Origin of the sequence: Streptomyces sp. NPDC006261 (assembly GCF_040613515.1) — a bacterium.
Taxonomy (GTDB): domain Bacteria; phylum Actinomycetota; class Actinomycetes; order Streptomycetales; family Streptomycetaceae; genus Streptomyces.
This window is the reverse complement of record NZ_JBEXSI010000001.1, coordinates 116951-139804: the sequence shown is the minus strand read 5'-3', so window position 1 is coordinate 139804 and position 22854 is coordinate 116951. Positions and strand designations below refer to the sequence as shown.

General features: G+C 72.1%; 16 protein-coding genes and 1 pseudogene. 10 read left to right on the top strand and 7 right to left on the bottom strand.

Annotation, left to right across the window (positions count from 1 at the left end):
- Positions 1–24: 24 nt before the first annotated feature.
- Entirely contained in the window at positions 25–1152 is a 1128-nt protein-coding gene (locus ABZ154_RS00660) for an alpha/beta hydrolase-fold protein (protein ID WP_356827656.1), read from the bottom strand.
- A 300-nt stretch (positions 1153–1452) separates the two neighbouring features.
- On the opposite strand from ABZ154_RS00660, the gene ABZ154_RS00655 reads away from it, so the two are divergent.
- Together ABZ154_RS00655 and ABZ154_RS00650 are read left to right on the top strand one after the other, a co-directional pair.
- Positions 1453–2130: a pyridoxamine 5'-phosphate oxidase family protein gene (locus ABZ154_RS00655; protein ID WP_356827654.1), complete on the top strand. Its 678-nt coding sequence runs from the start codon at positions 1453–1455 to the stop codon at positions 2128–2130.
- A gap of 358 nt (positions 2131–2488) precedes the next feature.
- Entirely contained in the window at positions 2489–3397 is a 909-nt protein-coding gene (locus ABZ154_RS00650; protein ID WP_356827652.1) for a universal stress protein, read from the top strand.
- Positions 3398–3478: 81 nt separating this feature from the next.
- Here ABZ154_RS00650 and ABZ154_RS00645 read toward each other — a convergent pair whose 3' ends face one another.
- Entirely contained in the window at positions 3479–4468 is a 990-nt protein-coding gene (locus ABZ154_RS00645; protein WP_356827650.1) for a nitroreductase, read from the bottom strand.
- 486 nt (positions 4469–4954) lie between these two features.
- Between ABZ154_RS00645 and ABZ154_RS00640 the strand changes: the two genes are divergently transcribed.
- The 6 genes from ABZ154_RS00640 to ABZ154_RS00615 all read left to right on the top strand — a co-directional run bounded on the left by ABZ154_RS00640 (position 4955) and on the right by ABZ154_RS00615 (position 11702).
- Positions 4955–6292, top strand: a complete 1338-nt coding sequence (locus tag ABZ154_RS00640; protein WP_356827648.1) for a radical SAM protein — start codon at positions 4955–4957, stop codon at positions 6290–6292.
- 270 nt (positions 6293–6562) lie between these two features.
- Positions 6563–7324, top strand: coding sequence for a DeoR/GlpR family DNA-binding transcription regulator (locus ABZ154_RS00635; protein WP_356827646.1), 762 nt, complete (start codon positions 6563–6565; stop codon positions 7322–7324).
- A gap of 172 nt (positions 7325–7496) precedes the next feature.
- Positions 7497–8867 (top strand): sugar ABC transporter substrate-binding protein, encoded by a 1371-nt coding sequence (locus ABZ154_RS00630; protein ID WP_356827644.1) that lies wholly within the window; start codon positions 7497–7499, stop codon positions 8865–8867.
- A complete protein-coding gene (locus ABZ154_RS00625; protein WP_356827642.1) occupies positions 8864–9829 on the top strand; it encodes a sugar ABC transporter permease in 966 nt (321 codons plus the stop codon). Before ABZ154_RS00630 ends, ABZ154_RS00625 begins: the two co-directional genes overlap by 4 nt.
- The gene (locus ABZ154_RS00620) at positions 9826–10716 is read left to right on the top strand and encodes a carbohydrate ABC transporter permease (RefSeq protein WP_356827640.1); all 891 of its coding nucleotides are present in this window, start codon (positions 9826–9828) and stop codon (positions 10714–10716) included. Before ABZ154_RS00625 ends, ABZ154_RS00620 begins: the two co-directional genes overlap by 4 nt.
- Positions 10713–11702: a zinc-dependent alcohol dehydrogenase family protein gene (locus tag ABZ154_RS00615; protein ID WP_356827638.1), complete on the top strand. Its 990-nt coding sequence runs from the start codon at positions 10713–10715 to the stop codon at positions 11700–11702. Before ABZ154_RS00620 ends, ABZ154_RS00615 begins: the two co-directional genes overlap by 4 nt.
- A 365-nt stretch (positions 11703–12067) precedes the next feature.
- On the opposite strand, the gene ABZ154_RS00610 is transcribed toward ABZ154_RS00615, so the two are convergent.
- Positions 12068–13075 (bottom strand): DUF3048 domain-containing protein, encoded by a 1008-nt coding sequence (locus ABZ154_RS00610; RefSeq protein WP_356827636.1) that lies wholly within the window; start codon positions 13073–13075, stop codon positions 12068–12070.
- A gap of 339 nt (positions 13076–13414) precedes the next feature.
- On the opposite strand from ABZ154_RS00610, the gene ABZ154_RS00605 reads away from it, so the two are divergent.
- Positions 13415–13804 carry a hypothetical protein gene (locus ABZ154_RS00605; protein ID WP_356827875.1) on the top strand — a complete coding sequence of 130 codons (390 nt, stop codon included), beginning with the start codon at positions 13415–13417 and terminating at the stop codon, positions 13802–13804.
- A gap of 651 nt (positions 13805–14455) precedes the next feature.
- Positions 14456–16099 (top strand): phosphoglucomutase (alpha-D-glucose-1,6-bisphosphate-dependent), encoded by a 1644-nt coding sequence (gene pgm / locus ABZ154_RS00600; RefSeq protein WP_356827634.1) that lies wholly within the window; start codon positions 14456–14458, stop codon positions 16097–16099.
- 44 nt (positions 16100–16143) lie between these two features.
- On the opposite strand, the pseudogene rho reads toward pgm, so the two are convergent.
- The 4 genes and pseudogenes from rho to ABZ154_RS00580 all read right to left on the bottom strand — a co-directional run bounded on the left by rho (position 16144) and on the right by ABZ154_RS00580 (position 22733).
- Positions 16144–17282: pseudogene (gene rho, locus ABZ154_RS00595) on the bottom strand (transcription termination factor Rho).
- Positions 17283–17637: 355 nt separating this feature from the next.
- Entirely contained in the window at positions 17638–18633 is a 996-nt protein-coding gene (gene meaB / locus ABZ154_RS00590; protein ID WP_356827632.1) for a methylmalonyl Co-A mutase-associated GTPase MeaB, read from the bottom strand.
- A gap of 12 nt (positions 18634–18645) precedes the next feature.
- Positions 18646–20871 (bottom strand): methylmalonyl-CoA mutase, encoded by a 2226-nt coding sequence (gene scpA, locus ABZ154_RS00585; RefSeq protein WP_356827630.1) that lies wholly within the window; start codon positions 20869–20871, stop codon positions 18646–18648.
- Complete coding sequence (locus tag ABZ154_RS00580; RefSeq protein WP_356827628.1) at positions 20871–22733, bottom strand: methylmalonyl-CoA mutase family protein; 1863 nt, start codon at positions 22731–22733, stop codon at positions 20871–20873. Before ABZ154_RS00580 ends, scpA begins: the two co-directional genes overlap by 1 nt.
- Positions 22734–22854: the final 121 nt, after the last annotated feature.

Genomic DNA, 22854 nt, shown 5'->3' with positions numbered 1-22854 from the left:
GCGACGAGCGCCCCCGCCGGTGGCTCAGCCCAGCGCCCAGGCGACATCCCGCAGCAGGGCCTGCCGCCAGCCCGCCCGGTCGTGGTCCGACGCGGACCGCGAGACCCGCACGGTCGCGCCGGCCCGCTCGGTGAGCGACTCGGCCAGCTCGCAGTGGGGCAGCATCCGCGTCTCGTGCTCGCCCACGTCGAACGCGCAGCGCAGTCGCGACAAGTCGGTTTCCCGGCGCAGGAGTCCGGCGATCGCGCCGCCGGCCGGCCCGCCCAGCGGGTCCGCCAGCTCCGCCGCGCCGGGCGCCCACCAGAACGCCCCCGACTGGCAGGCGATACGGGAGACGAACTCCGGGAACTCCAGCGCCGCGTACAGCGCGCTCAGCCCGCCCAGGCTCTGCCCGGCGACCACCAGCCGGTCCAGGTCGGCCCGTACACCGGATCCGGCCACCAGCGGCAGCAGTTCGTCCCGGACCGCCTCCCACAGCTCCGGGCGGCAGGCGAACTCGGCCTCCCGGTCCTTGGCCGGGAGGAAGACCAGGGTGACGGGTTCCAGCTCGCCGGCGGCCACGGCGGAGGCGAACGCGGTCATCGCGGGGTGGAGGTACAGCCAGTCGTCCCCGTCGAGCAGCAGAACCACCGGCCCGCCGCCCGCGACCGGGTGGACGCGTACCGTCCGCCGCCCCCCGAGCCGCTCGCTGCTCCAGCGCAGCCGGGTGCCGGGGAGGGGCAGGACGTCGTCCGGGCCGACGGCGGGCCAGTGTGGCTGGGGCGGAGAGTCCGGGGTCGCGGCGATGGAGCGGTCGCCGCCCGCTCCGTCCGGGTTGCGGGGATCGGCGCAGGCCTCGCCGTCCGCGAGGAACCGGTAGGTCACCCGCAGGCGCGCGGGCATGGGGACCTCGGCGTACCAGCAGTCCGTCGCGGCCCACCGCCGCAGGGGCAGGGGCCCCGACCAGCTCTCGAAGTCGAGGTCGGCCGGAGACCCCCGCCACAGGAACAGCGTCAGCCAGCCGTCGTCGGCGGGGACCGACAGGGGCGTCCGCGCCGCGGCCCAGAACGCGTCGGTGCCGGGCTTGCCGGGAAGCCCGAACGCTGCGAAGGGACTCTCCGCGTCGGCTGCTTGGGCTGCTTCGGCCGCGGGGCCGGGCCCGGGGGCGGTCATGGCCGACCGGAAAGACCGTGGGCGGAGAGCCGGATGAGCAGGCGCATGAACGTCTCCTGGTGAGAGGCAGGGGGTTCGCTCTGGGTAAGGCGAGCCTAACCCGGAGATCCTCTCCGCTCCAGAGGCGCTCCGGTTCGGGGGCGCTCCCCTCCAGAGATGCGACACGCCGGCGATGCCCCACACCGCGAACTCCCGCCGTCCCGATAGAGGCGTACGCCCCGGCACCGCGCTGCGAGCCGCACGGGCTGTCGCTAGCGTGGGCGTGCGGAGCCCCGCCCCGACGAGCAGAAGGGCCTCACGATGGACCGACCACCGCATACGGCGACAGGTGACATCGGCCGGCGCGTCGCGGCCCGTCGCCTCCAGCTCGATCTGTCCCGGCAGGACGTGGCCCTGAGGGCGGGTGCCGCACCCGGCTACATCCAGTACGTGGAGGAGCAGTCCGCGACCCCCGGCATCGGTTTCCTGCTCCGGCTCGCCGACGCCCTGGAGACGACGGTCCAGGAGCTGACAGGTGGGACCGTGGACCTGCCGGGCGGGCTCGGCAGGGGGGCCCGGGGGTCCCGGATGGCCGAACTCGACGAGACCGAATGCCGGGCCCTGCTCGGCGATCACGGTGTGGGGCGCGTGGCGCTGAACGACGGCGACGGGCCGGTCGTCCTGCCGGTGAACTACCAGGTGCTCGACGGCGAGGTCATGTTCAGCACGGGGGACGGTTCCCCGCTCGCCACAGCGGCCGGGACGGAGATCGCGTTCGAGGCCGACCACATCGACGACGCCTTCAGCAAGGGCTGGAGCGTGCTGCTCGTGGGCACCGTCCGCGCCGTGGAGGACGAGGACGAGGCGCGCCGGCTCAGGGAGACGGCGTACTCGACCCCCTGGGCGGGAGACGGGCGTGAGCACGTCATGGTCCTCGTGCCCCGCCGGATCACCGGGCGCAGGATCGTCGTGGACGACGCCCCGGGGGATCCCCGCTGAACCCGGTGACACCCAGGCAGAACGGCGGGGGCGGGAGACCTGAAGGGCACCTGCGGGTCACTCGACGGGGACGACGGCGACCGGGGCCGGGTTGTGGAGGGTCGTGGGGTGCGCGACATGGGTCATGGCCAGGGCCGTCCTCGGTACGCGGCCCTCCCGGCGCGGAACCCCGCGTCCAGTCTCCCCGCGCGGCGCCCGCCGGGCGAGGTGCCGAGAGCGCCGGATCGGGACCGAAGGGCCTCTGCGCGGCGGCGGCGCTCCGGTGCGACCGTGGAGAGGAAGCCCCGGGCCGCCCTGAACCCTCAGGCCACCCCGACTCCCGAGCCCCCGAGCCCCGGGCCACCCCCGAGGAGAAGCCATGACCAGCGACCTTCCCGACCCCGCGGAACTCGGCGCCGTCGTCGTCGGAGTCGACGCTTCCCCGCCGGCGCGCGCCGCCGCCCTCTGGGCCGCCGCCGAGGCGGACCTCCGTGGGCAGCCGCTCATCATCGTCCACGCCGCCGACATCGACGGGCGTTCCGTCCTCACCCCGACCGAGACCCTCCAGGCCCTGTGGGACGCGGCGAGCGACGTGCCGGCCGAGACAGCAGACGCCGTGCGGGAGAAGTACCCGGACCTGATCGTGACGAAGGAGCTCAGCCGCCGCGACGCGGTGGCCGCACTGCACGCGGCGGCTGGCGACCGGGGCACGATCGTGGTGGGCAGCAGGGGGCTCGGCGGATTCGCCTCACTGACGCTCGGCTCCGTCGGACTGGGCGTGACCGCGCGCACCGAGGTGCCCGTGATCGTCGTACGGGGCGAGCCCGACCGGGCGGCGACCGGGGTGGTCACGGCGGCCGTGCACGGCACGTCCGACCTCGACTGGCTCCTGATTGCCGCCGCCGAGGCGCATGTCCGCAACGCGTCGCTGCGGCTGCTGAGCGTCAGCAACGCGTTGGCCTACGTCGGCCGGTTCACCACCATGCTCGACAGCATCGGGGATATCACCGAGGAGAAGGTGCACGAGACGGCCGCCGTGGCGGACCGGATACGCAAGAGCTATCCCGGCCTCACCGTCACCCACGACGTCGAGACCGGGACCAGTGTTCCCGGCATTCTCGTCGAGGCCACGGCCATCACCGACCTGCTGGTCATGGGCGCCAGGCGGCGGGTGATCGGGGGCGGTTCCGCGCTGGGCCGGGTGACCCACGCGCTGCTGCACCACGGGCACTGCCCGGTCCAGATCGTTCCGCCCGGTTACGCGGCCACGGACGACGACAGCGGCTGAACGGCAGCAGAGCCCGCATCCGGTGGCGGGGCCTCGGGCCTGCCCGCGGGCAGGCCCCGCACCGGTGCGCCACGCGCCCTCTCATTCCACGCTCAGGATCTCACCGACCGGCCGCCGCGGCGTGGCCACTCCCCGCGGGCCGTAGCCGAACCGGAACACCATGTGGACGAAGCCGGTCAGGGAGCCGGGCTCGCGGGTCAGCGCGCGGAGCTCGGGCCATTCGAGGGGCTGCGACATCAGTGAGGTCGACAGCCCGTCGAGGGTGGCCTGCAGGAGTACGCGCTCCATGGCCTGCCCCGCCCGCAGCCAGTCGGCCGGGGCGTCGTCCATCGTGCCCAGAAGCGCGATCTGCGGCTGCGCCTCGAAGGCGGCGACGGCCCGGCCGGGCAGGTCGCGCGGTGCGTCGAAGTCCCGGGCGGGGGCGCTGACCCCGTACTGCCGGGGACCGAGGGCGTACGACGGTATGCCCTCGGTGGCAGGCCCCTCCCCGGCCTTGCCCGTACGGGTCCAGGAGGCGATCTCCTCGCGGACCGCGGCGTCGGCCGACTCGAAGAGTGCGGCGTCGCGCACCAGGTCCAGGACGGCGTCCGAGTGCCAGGACCCCGGCACGATCAGCCGGCACCCCTCCAGGAGGGCCGCACCGCGGAGACCGTCGAGTATCTCCCCCGGGATCCGCTCGTCGGAGAAGGGGAAGCGGCTGGTGTGCCGCTGCCGTACGGCGGGGTACAGGTCCGCCGGTCCCGGTCCCGCCGGGTCGGGCTCCTGGAGCACGACATCGGCCAGGTGCCAGGGGTCGCGCGGGTCGGGAAGCAGTTCTGCGACGGCGTCCCACCCGTGGTGGGCGGCCGACACCCGCAGATTGAACAGCGCGGCCCCGCATCCCAGGTGCAGCCCGCGCCCGTCCGGGTCACCGGCCGGCAGTGAGCGCGACGGGTCTCCGTACAGGGCGAGGACCCGGGTGCCCGCGCGATGGACGAACCTCCAGGGCTGGGCGTTGTGCATGGACGGTGCGGTGACGGCGTCCTCGACCAGCGAGGTCACGGTCTCCACGAGATGGTCGGTGGTGGGCATGGCTTCCTCTCCGGTGCTCCCTCGGATCAAGCTTCCCGCAGGTCACGCTCGGCGCAGCAGGGGCCGAACGGCCCTGTCCACGGTCCGAACGGGGCCCCTCTCCGCCTCTCCCGGTCACTCCGACGGCGTCGGGCGGTCCGCCCCCTCGACGCCGGTGCCACTTCGTGGTCGTCCAGCAGGAAGACCCGGATCGGGGCTCCGGCTGCGGCGTTCGGTGTGCCGGACATGTGCGGCCCCCGGGGGTCGGTCGGCTCTCGCGGCTTTCGTCCAGGGCTTCACGTGAAGGCCTCGTCGGAGTCGGGCTTAGGGCCCCTCGCCCTACCCCGCATTGTCCCAGGGCCGGCCCCGAAGGGCCCCTGCACGCGTTCTCCGCTGGTCAATGCGGGTGGCGGAAGGCGTTGGCGTAGGCTTGCCAGCCTGACTGGACAAGACCTGCCCACCCGTACGCGCGCCGTTGCGGTGGGGTGACCACGGAGGTTCGCGTACATGCCGAGCAGCAGTCGTACGGCACTGGTCGAGGACCTGATGGGGCGTTTCCCCGAGGTACCCCGGGAAGCCGTCATCAAGGAGGACCTGCTGCGTGGCGGCATGGCCTTCGACGAGTCCGCGCTCAGCGGATCGGTCGGCGGAGCCACCGGTGACGTGAAGCCGAAGTCGTACTTCATCTTCTCCTTCGACCACCGCACCCTGCCCGAGCTCGGCGCCGCCGCGCTCAACCGGCCGCCCGAGGAGGTCGTGCTCACCGGTGGCCCCTACGGGCTGCGCCGCACGGTCGTGTCGGTGCGGGTCAACCCCGACTCGCCGTACGTCGTGCGGGGCGGCGAGGACGGCACGCTCGGCCTCTACCTCGACGGGGCGCGGATCGCGGACGTCGGGCTGCCGCCGATGCCGGAGTACTACCGCCACCAGCTGTCCAACGGCAAGTCGGTGATGGAGGTCGCCCCGACCATCCAGTGGGGCTATCTCATCTATCTGACGGTCTTCCGGGTGTGCCAGTACTTCGGCGCCAAGGAGGAGTGCCAGTTCTGCGACATCAACCACAACTGGCGCCAGCACAAGGCGGCCGGCCGCCCGTACACCGGGGTCAAGCCGGTCGAGGAGGTGCTGGAGGCCCTGGAGATCATCGACCGGTACGACACCGCGGGCGTCTCCCGTGCCTACACCCTCACGGGCGGCTCGATCACCTCCCAGGTCGCCGGACGCGACGAGGCCGACTTCTACGGGCACTACGCCAAGGCCATCGAGGAGCGCTTCCCCGGCCGCTGGACCGGCAAGGTGGTGGCCCAGGCGCTGCCCCGCGAGGACGTGCAGCGCTTCCACGACTACGGCATCCGGATCTACCACCCCAACTTCGAGGTGTGGGACCGCCGGCTGTTCCAGCTGCACTGCCCCGGCAAGGAGCGCTACGTCGGCCGCGACGAGTGGCACCGCCGGATCCTGGAGTCCGCCGAGGTGTTCGGGCCGCGCAACGTGATCCCCAACTTCGTCGCAGGCATCGAGATGGCGGAGCCCTTCGGCTTCACGAAGGTGAGCGAGGCCATCGAATCGACCACCGAGGGCCTGCGGTACTTCATGTCGAACGGGGTCGTGCCGCGCTTCACCACATGGTGCCCCGAGCCCACCACCCCGCTCGGCAAGGCCAACCCGCTCGGCGCGCCGCTGGAGTACCACATCCGCCTCCTGCAGGCGTACCGGGCGACGCTGGAGGAGTTCGGGCTCAACTCCCCGCCCGGCTACGGCCCCGCGGGACCCGGCCGCGCGGTGTTCTCGGTGAGCTCCTTCATGGACAGCCTCGAAGGCCTGGAGGAGGAGCCCGTCTCCTGACACTCCCGGGAGAACGGGCACCGTTCCCTGTGATCGGGCACGACTCGGGCGCGACACCCGGCGGAGCGGACGCCGGGGGTGCCCGGAAAGCCCGGTGGTACGGGTGTGACCAGCGGCGGTCCGCCGGGGGAAACGGGCATGAACGGGCAGAGGGAATCCGGCGAAGAGCCTGGTCGAGCGGGTGACCCTGCTTGTAAAAACGTCACATGGGCCCGAACGGACCGGGCCGCCGCCTGAACAGCGCCACCGCAAGAGCCAGGGATGTGTGTCGTGGACACCGACGAACGCCGCAGAGGAATTCTCGACACCGCCCGACGGGACGGATCGGTCGAGGTGAACGCCCTAGCGGTGCTGTTCAAGGTGGCCAAGGAGACCGTCCGCCGCGATCTGCACGTACTGGAGGAGCACGGTCTGCTCCGCCGGACCCATGGCGGCGCCTACCCGGTGGAGTCGGCGGGCTACGAGACCACGCTGGCGGTCCGCACGACCCGCAACGTGCCGCAGAAGTCGCGGATCGCGGCCGCCGCCGCCGATCTGCTCGGGGACGCCGAGACGGTCTTCGTCGACGAGGGCTTCACCCCCCAGCTCGTCGCCGAGGCGTTCCCCCGGGACCGGCCGCTGACCGTGGTCACGGCGTCCCTGGCCGTCGCCACCGTCCTCGCGGACGCCGAGAAGATCTCCGTCCTGCTGCTCGGCGGGCGGGTGCGCGGCTCCACGATGGCCACCGTCGACCACTGGGCCTCCAAGATGCTCGCCGGTTTCGTCATCGACCTGGCCTACGTCGGTGCCAACGGCATCTCCCGCGAGTACGGCCTCACCACGCCCGACCCGGCCGTCAGCGAGGTCAAGGCCCAGGCCATGCGCAGCTCCCGGCGCCGGGTCTTCGCCGGGATCCACTCGAAGTTCGGCGCGGTGAGCTTCTGCCGGTTCGCCGGTGTCGCCGACTTCGAGGCGATCGTCACCGACGCGGGGCTCTCCTCGGCCGAGGCCCAGCGCTACTCCCTCATGGGCCCCCAGGTCATCCGCGTCTGACCGGCCCCGGACCGTACCGGCCGCCGCCCCCCCCGTACCACCGCGCCCCGCCCCCCGTCGGGGCGCGGTTCGCCCTGCCCGCACGACCCGCGCAACCCCCCCCGCACGACCCGTACCTCCCTCCCCTCGCCCGACCCGATCACCGAGCCGCTACGACTGATCAGGAGTCCCCATGCGCCCTCACCCCCGCCGACGACACGGACCACGCCGCCTGCCACGTGCGGGCGCCGCCGCCGCGGCACTCGCCCTCCTCGCCGCCGGCTGCGCCGGAGCGGGCGGGACCTCCTTCGGGGGAGGCGACGCCCTCAACGTCCTGATGGTGAACAACCCGCAGATGGTCGAACTCCAGAAGCTGACCAAGGAGCACTTCACCAAGGAGACCGGCATCACCGTCCACTTCACGGTGCTGCCCGAGAACGACGTCCGCGACAAGATCAGCCAGGACTACTCCAACCAGGCCGGCCAGTACGACATCGCCACCATCTCCAACTTCGAGCTGCCCTTCTTCGCCGAGAACGGCTGGCTGCGCCCGCTGGACGCCTACGTCGACGCCGACCCGGACTTCGACCAGCAGGACATCCTCCCGCCGCTGCGCGAGTCGCTGACCCACAAGGACGGCAAGCTCTACGCCCAGCCCTTCTACGGCGAGTCCTCCTTCCTGATGTACCGCAAGGACGTCTTCGAGAAGGAGGGACTCACCATGCCCGCCAAGCCGACCTGGACGGAGGTCGCCGAACTCGCCGCGAAGACCGACGGATCGCAGCGCGGGATGAAGGGCATCTGTCTGCGCGGCCTGCCCGGTTGGGGAGAGGTCATCGCCCCGCTCACCACCGTCGTCAACACCATGGGGGGCACCTGGTTCACCGAGGACTGGCAACCGCAGCTGACGTCACCGGAGTTCAAGAAGGCGACCAGGTTCTACGTCGACCTGGTGCGCCGGCACGGAGAGCTCGGCGCCCCGCAGTCCGGGTACGCCGAGTGCCTCAACAACATGACCCAGGGCAAGACCGCCATGTGGTACGACGCCACCGCCGGCGCCGGCTCGCTGGAGGCCGAGGGCTCCCCGGTGAAGGGCAGGGTCGGCTACGTACCGGCTCCCGTGGAGCAGACGAAGAGCTCCGGCTGGCTCTACACCTGGGCCTGGGGCATGCAGAACGCCTCCAAGAAGGGCGACGACGCCTGGAAGTTCATCTCCTGGGCCTCCGGCAAGGAGTACGAGGAACTCGTCGGCGCCACCAGCGGTTGGTCCAACGTCCCCGCCGGGAAACGTGCTTCGACCTACGCCCACCCCGACTACCGCAAGGAAGCGGAGGCGTTCGCCGACGTCACCAGGCAGGCCATCTCCGAGGCCGACCCCAACAACCCCGGCACCCAGCCGCGCCCCACGGCGGGCATCCAGTTCGTCGGCGTACCGGAGTTCACGGACCTGGGCACCAAGGTCGCGCAGGAGATCAGCGCCGCCATCGCGGGCCGCCAGTCGGTGGACGCCGCACTCGCCACCTCCCAGAAGCTGGCCGAGAAGGTAGCGGAGGAGTACCGATGACCACGACCACCGCCGTGCGGCCGACCTCGCCCCGCCCGGCCCCGCCAGGCGAGCGGCCGACGGGCAGCAGAGCCCGGGCCTGGGCGACCCGCGCACCCCTCCTGCCCGCCCTCGTCTTCCTGATCGTCGTCACCCAACTGCCCTTCGTGGCAACGCTGGTGATCTCCTTCTTCGACTGGAACTCGCTCAAGCCGGACCAGCGCCACTTCACCGGATTCGCCAACTACGGCTCCGTCTTCACGGACCCCGCCCTGCGTGAATCGGTCCTGACCACCGTCCTGCTCACCGCCACCGTGGTGATCGCCAGCGTCGTCCTCGGCCTCGCCTTCGCCCTGCTCCTGGACCGCACCTTCTTCGGCCGGGGCTTCGTCCGCACCCTGCTCATCACCCCGTTCCTGATCGTGCCGGTCTCGGCGGCGCTGCTGTGGAAGCACGCGCTCTACAACCCCGAGTACGGACTCTTCAACGGGGCGCTGACCTGGTTCGGGAACCTGGTCGGCATCGAGTCCGTCGCCCAGCCGGAGTGGACCTCGCAGATGCCGCTGATGGCCGTCGCCGCCGCCCTCGTCTGGCAGTGGACCCCCTTCATGATGCTGATCCTGCTGGCCGGGCTGCAGAGCCGCCCCGCCGAGATGATGGAGGCGGCCCGGCTCGACGGCGCCGGGCCCTGGCAGATGTTCCGTTTCCTGACCCTGCCCCACCTGCGCCGCTACCTCGAACTCGGCGTCCTGCTGGGCTCGGTGTACATCGTGCAGAACTTCGACGCCGTGTTCACCATCACCGCGGGCGGCCTCGGCACCGCCAACCTCCCGTACACCGTCTACGAGACCTTCTACCGGGCCCATGAGTACGGACTGGCGTCCGCCGTGGGCGTGGTCGTGGTGATCGGCACCGTGATCATCGCGACCTTCGCGCTCCGGGTGGTCTCCTCCCTCTTCCGTGAGGAGGCGAGCCGCGCATGAGCGCCTCGACCGCACCACCGACCCGCACCACCGCCACCTCGGAGAAGATCCGCCCGGCGGGACAGGCCCGCAGGCGCTCCACCGCACTGGGCCTGACCGCCTGGGCCGTGGGCGTCGTCTTCTGCCTGCCCGCCCTGTGGATGGTGCTGACCTCCTTCCACTCGGAGACCGACGCGGCGACCAACCCACCCTCCCTGGCGGCCTCGCTGACGCTCGACGGCTACCGGACCTTCTTCGGCGGCGACGGCGGGCCGACCCCCTGGCCTCCGCTGGTCAACTCCCTCACCGCGTCGCTGTTCTCCACCCTCCTGGTGCTCCTGCTGGCGCTGCCCGCCGCGTACGCGCTCTCCATCCGGCGGGTGAGCAAGTGGACCGACGTGATGTTCTTCTTCCTCTCCACCAAGATGCTGCCGGTGGTCGCCGGCCTGCTGCCGGTCTACCTGTTCGCGAAGAACACCGGGCTCCTGGACAACATCTGGCTGCTCGTCCTGCTCTACACCTCGATGAACCTGCCGATCGCGGTGTGGATGATGCAGTCCTTCCTCGCCGACGTCCCCGTCTCCATCATCGAGGCGGCCCAGGTCGACGGGGCGAGGCTGCCCACCGTGCTGGGCCGGGTCGTCGCCCCGGTCGCGGCCCCCGGCATCGCCGCCACGGCCCTGATCTGCTTCATCTTCAGCTGGAACGAGCTGTTGTTCGCCCGGGTGCTGACCGGCGTGGTCGCCGGGACGGCGCCCGTCCACCTGACTACCTTCGTCACCAGCCAGGGGCTCTTCCTCGCCCAGCTGTGCGCGGCGTCCGTGGTCGTGTCCCTGCCGGTGCTCATCGCCGGCTACGCCGCCCAGGACAAACTCGTCCAGGGCCTTTCCCTGGGAGCAGTCAAATGAGGGCAGCCATCGTCGAGGCCCCCGGCAAGGTGTCCGTCACCACGGTCGACGACCCCACGCCCGGCCGGCGTGACGTGGTCGTGAAGGTGGCGTCCTGCGGGCTCTGCGGCACCGATCTGCACATCCTCCAGGGGGAGTTCGCCCCCACCCTGCCGATCGTCCCCGGCCACGAGTTCGCCGGCGAGATCGTCGCCGTCGGCACCGACGTCACCGAACTGGCCGTCGGCGACAAGGTGGCCGTCGACCCCTCACTGCACTGTCACGAGTGCCGCTACTGCCGCTCCGGCCGCGGCAACCTCTGCGACAACTGGGCCGCGATCGGCGTCACCGTCCCCGGCGGGGCTGCCGAGTTCGCCCTCGCCCCGGTCGCCAACTGCGTCAAACTGCCCGAACACGTCGACGTCACCGACGCGGCCCTGATCGAACCGCTCTCCTGCGCGGTCCGCGGGTACGACGTCCTGAACGGCAACCTGGGCGCCGAGGTGCTGATCTACGGCTCCGGGACGATGGGCCTGATGATGCTGGAGCTGGCCAAGCGCACGGGCGCCGCGTCGGTGGAGGTGCTGGACGTCAACCCCCAGCGCCTGGAGACCGCGAAGCTCCTCGGCTGCACGGGAGCGGCCGCCCGGGCCGAGGAGCTCGACCGGCCCGGCGGCTGGGACGTGGTCATCGACGCCACCGGCAACGCGGGGGCCATCCAGGACGGCCTCGGCCGGGTCGCCAAGGGCGGCACCTTCCTCCAGTTCGGGGTGGCCGACTACGCCACCACCGCGGTCATCGAGCCGTACCGGATCTACAACCAGGAGATCACCGTCACCGGTTCGATGGCCGTGCTGCACAGCTACGAGCGGGCCGCCGCGCTCTTCGCGAGCGGGGTGCTGGACCCGGCCGTATTCATCAGCGACCGGCTGCCGCTGGAGAAGTACCCCCAGGCGATCGACCAGTTCAAGGCGGGGGTCGGGCGCAAGATCGTGGTGCAGCCGTAGCCGCGCGGTTCCCGGTCGTCCAGGTGCGGCCCTCCGGTGGACGTGCATGTCCACCGGAGGGCTTCCTGCTGTTGCGAGGTGAGCCGGTCCCGGCCGCCGGACGCCGGGCCGGCGCAGCGGTCGTGCGTCGTCGGGACCAAGAAAGGCTGACGACGGTCGAAGGGATCGTCGACGTCGCCGAGGCCGGGGAGCCGATGTTGTCGATCACGTGCTGGTAGCGCCCGGCGGAGCGCCGGTCCCGCGCCCCCGCTTCCCGCAGAAGCTGAGCGTCGACCACATCGAGGTCCGGCGGTAGCAGGCCGCGCGACGAGATGAGCGGCCCGGGTCACAGCCGGTGGCCCGGGGCCGCTCCTTCGGACAGCGGCTCACCGTGCCGCGTACACGATCCAGAGCGGCCCCTCGGCCAGGTCGATCCGCTCCCCGTCCGGCGTGGTGAACCGGGTGTCCGCGTCCGCGGCGGCCCGCGTCCACCGTGCCTCGTACGCCTTGCCGTCGCGCAGGACGTGCGCGGTGCCCGAGCCCACGGTCTCGGTGAACGGCGTGTTGTTCCCGGACCGGTCGCCGAAGGCCGAGGGACGTACGGTCACGTCCTGCACGATCACCGTGGCGGCCCCCAGTGCCTCCCCCTCGCTCGTACGGGCGGGGGAGCCGTCCATGGAGACCAGCCACCGCTCACGCTCGGCGGACCAGGTGAAGGTGGTACGCGCGGACGGGAAGCGGACCGTACGGCTGTCCTCGGCGCTCCCGCCGGGCGGCGCCGGGCCGAACCGCAGCCCCAGCGCCTCCGCCGCTTCGGCCCCCGAAGCGGCGTACGGGATCCGCTCCGGCCGCAGATACAGATTGTGCGGGGCCGGCCGCTCCGCACCCCGGAAGTAGGCGCGGGGCGCGGCCGACGGCGGTACGGCGTCGAGCGGCGCCCGGTCGATGGCCGGGAGGAGCCTGCTCTGAGCCCCGGAGAAGGCGAGCACCGGCCGGTCGAACTGGCGCAGCAGCTCCAGATCGGTCTCCCGGGCGCTGCGGACCGGGCCGATGACCGGCGGCACGTCGGAGGAGTAGACCGCGAGGAGGCGGCTGAGCCCGGCCTCCACCTGCTCGACGTAGACGATGTCCGCCCGCTCCAGACCGGTCTGCGGCCGGGCCGGCGCCACATTGTCGATCTTCACGGCGAGGACCTTCGCGTCCGCTCCCGTCCCGGACGGGCTGCTGCTCCGGCTCTCGGGCCCCGTCCCGTCCCCGCCCGTGCATCCGGCCGCGAGGAGGACCAGAAGGAGCGCGGTGAGCAGCGCGGCGGCCGATGTCCTGGAGCGGGCTGATGCCTTCGGACGTGCCGGAGTCCTGGAGCGGGCTGATGCCTGCGATCGGGCAACGGACATGGCGACCGCCCTTCCGGGGCACCGGCCGGCCGTCCCGGCGGAGCGCTGCCGCGTCGCTGCCCCTCATCCATCATCACGCACCGGGGCCGCCCACGGTTGCGCCGCCGCCCGCAGCCGCCGTGGCACGCGACAGCCGGCCCCCGGCCGAGATGGCTGGAACTGTACTGCGCCGCGCCTTCGATTCCGCTTCCGATGGCACCGTTCGCTCTCTACGGTTGCACCAGCGACAGGTTACGTGCCCGTACGGTGACGGGTGAGACAGAGGGAAGCCGAGGGAAGCCGAGGGAAGCCGAGCTGACGGCACTGGCGGCATCGGGTGCGGCGACGTTCGTGGGGCTGATGGCGACCGAGGCCTGGACGCAGGCGCGCGGGCGGCTGGCCCGGTTCCTGGCGCGGGGCGAGGACAGCGAGGCCGTCGACGCCGAGCTGGAGGAGCCCCGCGAGGACCTGACCGCGGCGCGCCGGAGCGGAGACGAGGACAGCACCGAGGACATCGCGGCCGCATGGCGGGTCAGGCTCCGCAGGGCCCTGCGCGACAACCCGGAGGCGGCGGGGGAGCTGCGGGACCTGCTGGACGAACTGGCTCCCCTGCAGCCCGTCGGCACCACCGTGTCGATCACCAACAACACCATCAGCGGGGGCCACTACACCGGTCCGGTGCTCATGGCGCAGTCGATCCACGGCGGTGTGCACGGGGCAGCGCCCCAGCAGCGGCCGGGCGCCACGTGAGCACCCCGGGCTCCGGCGAGGAGTCCCGGCGCACCGCCGCGCGGAACGACATCTCCGGCACGAGCCATGGCCCGGTCGTGCAGGCCGCCACGATCCACGGCGGCATCACGTACAACGTCCAGCAGGTGCAGCCGACCGGTGTGCAGGTCACACCGGACGAGATCCCGGCAAGGCCTGCGCCGAGGTGGCGGACGACCTGGTCGTCCGCGCCTCCGTGCAGGAGTTCTCCGGACGGTACTGGGCCCGGACCGATCCGGGCCATCGACGCCTACCGCAGCGCCCTCTTCCGCAACACGGCCGCGGACGAGGGCCGGGGCGCCGCCCCAGCGGCCTACTTACCGTTACAACGCCTCCCTGAAGGGGCTGATGACCTGGTCCCTGAACTGGGACGGTTCCAAGGGCTGGGCCTTCGGCGACAACGTGAAGGCTCCGCGGGGCCGCTGACCCGGTGTCCACCGCGCTCTCGGTCCAGCCGCGGACCGGGGGCGCGGTGCCGTCCCGGCCGGGGCGTGTGACGAGGAAGGCGCGAACCCGTCACGCACCGATGCGGGCAAGGGGACAGAATCGGGTACGGATCGGGGTGATCGTCCGCCCCGGGACGGCGGCCCGTTCCCCCGGGCCGGTGATGACGAAGACGCAAGAGGAGACCCGATGGTGCACGCACGGGCCGGGCAGCCGGCGCACTCCGCAGACCTGGTCGACGTGGCACGGCTGGTGACGGCCTATTACGCCCTCCACCCCGACCCGGCCGAGCCCGCCCAGCGGGTGGCCTTCGGCACCTCGGGCCACCGGGGCTCCGCGCTCGCGGCCGCGTTCAACGACGACCACATCGCCGCCACCACCCAGGCGATCTGCGACTACCGGTCCCGCCAGGGCACCGACGGGCCGATCTTCCTGGGCGCCGACACCCACGCCCTGTCCGAGCCCGCCCGGGTCACCGCGCTGGAGGTCCTCGCCGCCAACGGCGTCACCGCCCTCATCGACAGCGACGACGGCTACACCCCGACCCCCGCGGTCTCGCACGCCATCCTCACGTACAACCAGGGGCGCACCGACCATCTGGCCGACGGCATCGTGGTCACCCCGTCGCACAACCCGCCCGCCGACGGCGGCTTCAAGTACAACCCGCCGAACGGGGGGCCGGCCGCCTCCGACGCCACCTCCTGGATCCAGGACCGCGCCAACGCCCTGATCGAGGCAGGGCTCGGCGAGGTCCGCCGGATCCCGTACGCCCGCGCGCTGGCCGCCGACACCACGGGCCGCTACGACTTCCTGAGCCGTTACGTCGACGACCTGCCTTCCGTCCTCGACCTGGACGCCGTACGGGACGCGGGCATCCGCATCGGCGCCGACCCGCTCGGCGGCGCCTCCGTCGCGTACTGGGGGCGCATCGCGGAGCGGCACCGGATCGACCTCACGGTGGTCAACCCGCTCGCCGACCCCACCTGGCGGTTCATGACGCTGGACTGGGACGGGAAGATCCGCATGGACTGCTCCTCCCCGCACGCCATGGCCTCGCTCATCGAACAGCGCGACGCGTACGCCATCGCCACCGGGAACGACGCCGACGCCGACCGGCACGGCATCGTCACCCCCGACGGCGGTCTGATGAACCCCAACCACTATCTGGCCACCGCCATCGACTACCTCTACACCCACCGGGAGGGCTGGCCCGCCGGTACGGGCATCGGCAAGACGCTGGTCTCCTCCTCGATGATCGACCGGGTCGCCGACGACCTCGGCCGCACGCTGGTCGAGGTCCCGGTCGGCTTCAAGTGGTTCGTCGACGGGCTGTACGACGGCAGCCTCGGCTTCGGCGGCGAGGAGTCGGCCGGCGCCTCGTTCCTGCGGCGTGACGGCCGGGTCTGGACCACGGACAAGGACGGCATCCTGCTGGCCCTGCTCGCCTCGGAGATCACCGCAGTCACCGGCTCCACCCCCTCCCAGCGGTACGCGCGGCTCACCGCCCGCTTCGGTGACCCCGCCTACGCCCGCGTGGACGCGCCCGCCACCCGCGAGGAGAAGGCGGTCCTGGCCCGGCTCTCCCCGCAGCAGGTCAAGGCCGACACCCTGGCCGGGGAGCCCATCACCGCCGTACTCACCGAGGCACCGGGCAACGGGGCGGCGATCGGCGGTCTCAAGGTCTGCACCGAGAGCGCCTGGTTCGCCGCCCGCCCCTCCGGCACGGAGGACGTCTACAAGGTGTACGCGGAGAGCTTCCAGGGGCCCGGACACCTCGGGCAGGTCCAGGAGGAGGCGCGGACCCTGGTCGCGGAGGCGCTGGGCAGCGCCTGACCGGGTCAGTGGCTCGTCCGAGGGCCGGGCAGGCGTCCCGGCCCTCAGGCGCCCGGCACGGTGGGCTGCACCTGACGCAGGAACGTCGCGTTGTCCGGGGTGCGCCGGACCTTGTCCAGCAGCGCCTCCAGGGCGCCCTGACCGTCCCGGGCGTGCAGGGCGCGGCGCAGCGCCCGTACGGTGGCGAGCTCGGCGGGGCCCGTGAGCAGCTCCTCACGGCGGGTCCCGGAGCGGGCGATGTCGACGGCCGGGAAGACCCGCCGGTCCGCCAGCGAGCGGTCCAGGCGCAGCTCCATGTTTCCGGTCCCCTTCAGCTCCTCGAAAAGAACTCGTCGGCACGGGAGCCCGTCTCCACGAGGGCCGTCGCCAGAATGGTGAGCGAGCCGCCCTCCTCGGCGGAGCGCGCGGCGCCGAACAGCTTCTTGGGGCCGGCCAGGGCCGCCGCGTCGACACCGCCGCTCAGGGTGCGGCCGCCCGATCCGGCCGCGTTGTTGTGGGCGCGGCACAGCCGGGTGAGGGAGTCCAGCAGGATCACCACGTCCTGCCCCTGCTCGACGAGGCGCTTGGCGCGTTCGACGGCCAGGTCGGCGAGGGCGATGTGCTCCTTCGCGGGCCGGTCGAAGGTGGAGGCGTACACCTCGCCGCGCACGGAGCGGCGCATATCGGTGACCTCCTCGGGGCGTTCGTCCAGGAGGACCACCATCAGGTGGCACTCGGGGTGGTTGGTGGCGACGGCGGCGGCGAGCTGCTGCAGCAGGACCGTCTTGCCGGTCCTGGGCGGCGCGACGAGCAGGCCCCGCTGGCCCTTGCCTACGGGGGAGACCAGATCGACGATCCGGGGCGCCGGGCCGCCCTTCTCCGTCTCCAGCCGCAACCGCTCGGTGGGGTGGACCGGGGTGAGGTCGCGGAAGTGGGCGCGGCCGGTCAGGGCCTGCGGCGCGAGGCCGTTGACCCGGTCGACGGTGGCGAGGACGCGCGGCCGCTCGCAGCTCCCCTCGACGGCGTCGCCCTCGCGCAGGCCGTACCGGCGCACCAGTGCGGGCGACACCTGGATGTCACCGGGGGAGGGGTGGCCGCCCTGGACGCGGAGGAGGCCGTGGCCGCCCGCGGTGGTGTCGAGGAGCCCTGCGGCCCGGACGGGGCGCGGCTCACGGACGACGGGGCGTTCGAGTGTGGTGGTCATGGGAGGGGTCCTTTCGCGGACATGGCGAATCAGGGACCGGCGTACGGAGGGGCGGCATCGTCACACCCGCACCGGGGCACGGAAGCCCGGCAGCCGGAAGGAGAGACAGCGAGAACGCTGGGAGAAGAGCTGGATCGCCGGTCGGATGAGGACGGGCGCAACAGCGAGGGAGAGAGGAAATCAGCACCGGTGCCCGACGAAGGGGAATCCACGTGTGCTCATCGCACTCTAGCACGGTCCAGCTGCGTACCGTGAGTGCGCCTCCCGTAGCCGTCTGAATTCTCGCCGGACGGTAACTCCTGAAACGCCGATGGGCCCCTCCACCCAGGGGCCCATCGGTCCGTATCGGCACGGCTCAGGCGGGCTCGTCGCCCCGGAACACGTGCAGGATCTCCTCGGCGGCCAGCGTCGCCGTCAACGTCCCCTCGCGCACCCGCCGTTCGAGTTCCGGCGTCATCTTCCGTACCGCCGGGTGGTTGCGCAGGCTGTCCAGCAGCTCGTCGCGGACCATCGTCCAGGTCCAGTCCACCTGCTGGTCCCGGCGCTTGGCCGCCAGCCGGCCGGTGGACTCCAGGACCCTACGGTGCTGCTCCAGCCGCTCCCACAGCGTGTCGAGCCCGGTCGACTCCCTGGCACTGCACGTGAGGACCGGAGGGGTCCAGGCCGCGTCCACCGGGTGCATCAGCCGCAGAGCGCCCGCCAGTTCGCGCGCCGCCGAGCGGGCGTCGCGCTCGTGTGGGCCGTCGGCCTTGTTCACCGCGATGGCGTCCGCCAGCTCCAGGACACCCTTCTTGATGCCCTGCAACTGGTCGCCGGTCCGGGCCAGGGTCAACAGCAGAAAGGTGTCGACCATGTTGGCGACCGCCGTCTCCGACTGCCCGACCCCCACCGTCTCCACGAGCACCACGTCGTACCCCGCCGCCTCCATCACCACGATGGACTCCCGGGTCGCCTTCGCCACCCCGCCCAGCGTGCCCGCCGTGGGGGAGGGGCGTACGAAGGCGGCCGGGTCCACGGCCAGTCGTTCCATCCGGGTCTTGTCGCCCAGGATGGAACCGCCCGTACGGCTGGAGGACGGGTCGACGGCGAGCACCGCCACCCGGTGCCCGAGGCCGGTGAGCATCGTGCCGAGCGCGTCGATGAAGGTGGACTTGCCCACCCCCGGGACCCCGCTGATCCCGATCCGCCTGGCCTTCCCCGCGTGCGGCAGCAGCCGGCTCAGCAACTCCTGCGCCAGTACCCGGTGTTCGGCCCGCGTCGACTCGACGAGCGTGATGGCGCGCGCCACGAACGCCCGCTTGCCGCCGAGCACTCCCTGCACATAACTGTCGATGTCGATCTTGGCAGCCATCCGGTCAGCGGCTCACAGTTCGTGGCCGAGCGCGGCACCGAGCCGCGTCACCAGATCGTAGGCCGCGTCCGGGATCACCGTCCCCGGCGGGAAGACCGAGGCCGCACCCGCCTCGTGCAGGGCCTCGACGTCCTGCGGCGGAATCACCCCGCCCACCACGATCATGATGTCCTCCCGGCCCTCGGCGGCCAGTTCCTCGCGCAGCGCCGGCACCAGGGTGAGGTGCCCGGCCGCCAGCGAGGAGACGCCCACGATGTGCACGTCGGCCTCGACGGCCTGCCGCGCCACCTCGCCCGGCGTCTGGAACAGCGGGCCGACGTCCACGTCGAAGCCCAGGTCGGCGAAGGCCGTGGCGATCACCTTCTGGCCCCGGTCGTGGCCGTCCTGGCCCATCTTGGCGACCAGAATGCGCGGACGGCGTCCCTCCGCCTCCTCGAACGCGTCGACCAGCGCGCGGGTGCGGTCCACCGAAGGGGAATCCCCTGCCTCTTTGCGGTACACACCGGAGATCGTACGGATCTGCCCGGCGTGCCGCCCGTACACCTTCTCCAACGCGTCCGAGATCTCCCCGACCGTGGCCATCGCCCGCGCCGCGTCGACGGCGAGCGCCAGCAGATTGCCCTCCAGGCCCGGACCCGGGTTGCGCTCGGCCGCTGCCGTCAGCGCCCGCAGCGCCTCCTGGCACGCCACCTCGTCGCGCTCCTCGCGCAGTCGGCGCAGCTTCTCGATCTGCTGGGTGCGCACGGAGGAGTTGTCGACCTTGAGCACATCGATCTTCTCGTCGGTCTCCACCCGGTACTTGTTCACCCCGATCACCGGCTGCCGCCCGGAGTCGATCCGGGCCTGCGTACGGGCGGCCGCCTCCTCCACCCGGAGCTTGGGGATGCCCGCGTCGATGGCCTTCGCCATCCCGCCGGCCGCCTCGACCTCCTCGATGTGCTGCCAGGCCCGGTCCGCCAGATCGCGGGTCAGCTTCTCCACGTACGCGCTGCCGCCCCACGGGTCGATGACCCGGCAGGTCCCGGACTCCTGCTGGAGCAGGAGCTGGGTGTTACGGGCGATCCGCGCCGAGAAGTCGGTGGGCAGGGCCAGCGCCTCGTCCAGTGCGTTGGTGTGCAGCGACTGGGTGTGCCCCTGCGTCGCGGCCATGGCCTCCACACACGTACGCGTCACATTGTTGAACACGTCCTGCGCGGTGAGCGACCAGCCCGAGGTCTGCGAATGCGTGCGCAGCGAAAGGGACTTGGGGTTCTTCGGGTCGAACTGCTTGACCAGGCGCGCCCACAGCAGCCGGGCCGCCCGCAGTTTGGCGACCTCCATGAAGAAGTTCATGCCGATCGCCCAGAAGAACGACAGCCGGGGCGCGAACGCGTCGACGTCCAGGCCGGCTTCCTGCCCGGCGCGCAGGTACTCCACGCCGTCGGCCAGTGTGTACGCCAGCTCCAGATCGGCCGTCGCCCCGGCCTCCTGGATGTGATAGCCGGAGATCGAGATGGAGTTGTAGCGCGGCATCTTCTGCGAGGTGAACGCGAAGATGTCGGAGATGATCCGCATCGACGGGGTCGGCGGATAGATGTAGGTGTTGCGGACCATGAACTCCTTCAGAATGTCGTTCTGAATGGTCCCGGCCAGCTTCTCGGGCGGTACGCCCTGCTCCTCGGCGGCCACGATGTACAGCGCCAGCACGGGGAGCACCGCGCCGTTCATCGTCATCGACACCGACATCCGGTCCAGCGGAATGCCGTCGAACAGCTGGCGCATGTCGTAGATCGAGTCGATCGCCACGCCTGCCATGCCGACGTCGCCGGTCACCCGGGGGTGGTCGCTGTCGTACCCCCGGTGGGTCGGCAGGTCGAAGGCGACCGAAAGACCCTTCTGCCCGGCCGCGAGGTTGCGCCGGTAGAAGGCGTTGGACTCCTCGGCCGTGGAGAACCCCGCGTACTGACGGATCGTCCAGGGCTGGTTGACGTACATCGTCGGGTAGGGCCCGCGCAGATACGGGGCGATCCCCGGGTAGCTGTGCAGCGCTTCCAGGCCCTCCAGGTCCTCGCCGGTGTAGAGCGGCTTGACCGTGATGCCCTCGGGCGTCTCCCAGAGCGGGGCTTTCGTCCCGTCGGCCGCCTCGGCCACGGCCGCCTGCCACTCCTCGGCGGAACCGGCCGGGGGAGTGGAGGACTCCAGCGCGATCTCGGAGAAGTCGGGGACGGAGGATGTCTGTTCCGTGGGCGATGTCTGCATCACGCCACTCCCATGCGGTCGAGTACGGAGGTGAGAACGGCGACCGTGTCGCAGCCCGCGAAGACGTAGGAGTCGACGCCGGCGTACTCGCCGGGGCGTCCCGCGAGGAACACCTGGGCCGCGCCCGCCGACTTCAGCGCCCCGGCCACCTCGGCCGCCTGCTCGGCGTACAGGGCGTCCGACGAACACAGACAGGCGACACCCGCACCGGAGGCGGTCAGCGCCTCGGTGGCCGTCGCCGCGTCCACCGACACCGGCTCGTGGACCGCCTCGATCCCGCCCGCCCCGAAGAGGTTGACGGCGAACGAGACCCGCGCGGTGTGCGCGGCGGCCGGGCCCAGAGCGGCGATGAACACCTTGGGCCGCTCGCCGGTCGCCGCGAGGTGCGCGTCCGACCGGGCGCGCAGCGCCTCGAACGCCTCGTCGCGCCGGACCCGGGGCAGACCGCCCGGAGCCCCCGCGTAGGCGTCGGGCGCCGGTTCGCGCTCCACCGGGCGCTCGGAGGGCATCGGGAACTCGCTGACCCCGGTCACCGGCTCCTTGCGGCGGGTCAGCTTCACGCTGCGCGCCGCCCAGGTGGCGGCGAGCCGCTCCGCGACCATGCCCGAGCGCAGGGCGGCGGGCAGTCCGCCCGCCCGCTCGGTCTCCTGGAAGAACGCCCAGGCGGCCGCCGCCATCTCGTCGGTGAGCCGCTCCACGTACCAGGAGCCGCCCGCCGGGTCGATGACCCGGGCCAGATGCGACTCCTCCATCAGGATCGTGGAGGTGTTACGGGCGATCCGCCGGGCGAACGCGTCGGGCAGCCCCAGTGCGTGATCGAACGGCAGGACGGTGACGGAGTCGGCGCCCCCGACCCCCGCGCCCAGCGTGGCCAGCGTGGTGCGCAGCATGTTCACCCACGGGTCACGGCGCGTCATCATCACCGGAGACGTCACGGCGTGCTGGCGCTGCGCGCCCGCCCCCGGAGCCCCCGACGCCTCGGTGACCCGCGCCCACAGCCGGCGAGCCGCCCGCAGCTTCGCGATCGTCAGGAACTGGTCGGCGGTGGCCGCGTAACGGAACTCCAGTTGGGCACAGGCCTCCTCCACACCGAACCCGGCCGCCGTCAGCGCCCGCAGATAGGCGACGCCGGTCGCCAGCGAGAGCCCCAGCTCCTCGGCGGCCGAACCGCCGGCCTCGTGGTAGGGCAGCGCGTCCACGGCGATCGCCCGCAGCCCCGGGTACTCCCGGCCGCAGACCCGTGCCCAGTGGACGGCGGCCGTGAGGTCCGCCTCGATGCCGGTCCTGGCCTCGTGGCCGAGCGGGTCGGCGCCCAGGGTGCCGCGGGCCTCGCCCTTGGCGACGCCCCGCTCCTCGTACAGCCGCAGCAGCGCGGTGGCGGCGGCGTCCAGGTCGGCAGGGGCGTCGAGCACGATGGGCGCCAGGTCGAGGTAGACGCCCTCCAGTGAGCGGGCCAGTGACTCCACCGGAACGCCGGCGGGGCCGCCCACGGTGAGCCAGAGCGAGGTGACCCCGTTCTCCAGATCGCCGAGCACCGCCTCGTTGAGCCGGGCGGGGTCGCTCAGGGCGTGGCGTTGGCGCACGTCCCAGCCGCCCGCCGCGTTCCCCTCGGCCCTGCTGCCCCGGGTGAAGGGCGCGAAGCCGGGAAAACCGGTGTCCGGCGAGTTGTCGTGCGCGGTATAGAGGGGCCGGGTGGTGAGCCCGTCCTCCACTGTGGTGGACAGCGCTTCCTCGGCGGCCGAGCCCGGGACTTCCTTGCCCGACTTGCGCAGAACGCCTTCGACGAGGCTCTGCCACTGGTCATGGGAAGGGTCGGGGAACGCGGCGGCCGGAGAGAGCCCGTCAGCAGGCTGGACCGTCATGCTCAGATGCTAGGCCAGCGCGGGGAACGAGTAGCAGGGGCACGTGCTGTGACCTTGCCCTCTCCGGTCCGCACCTGATCCCTTACTTACCGTCGCGTTACGGGCACGACGCTTCGGAGCG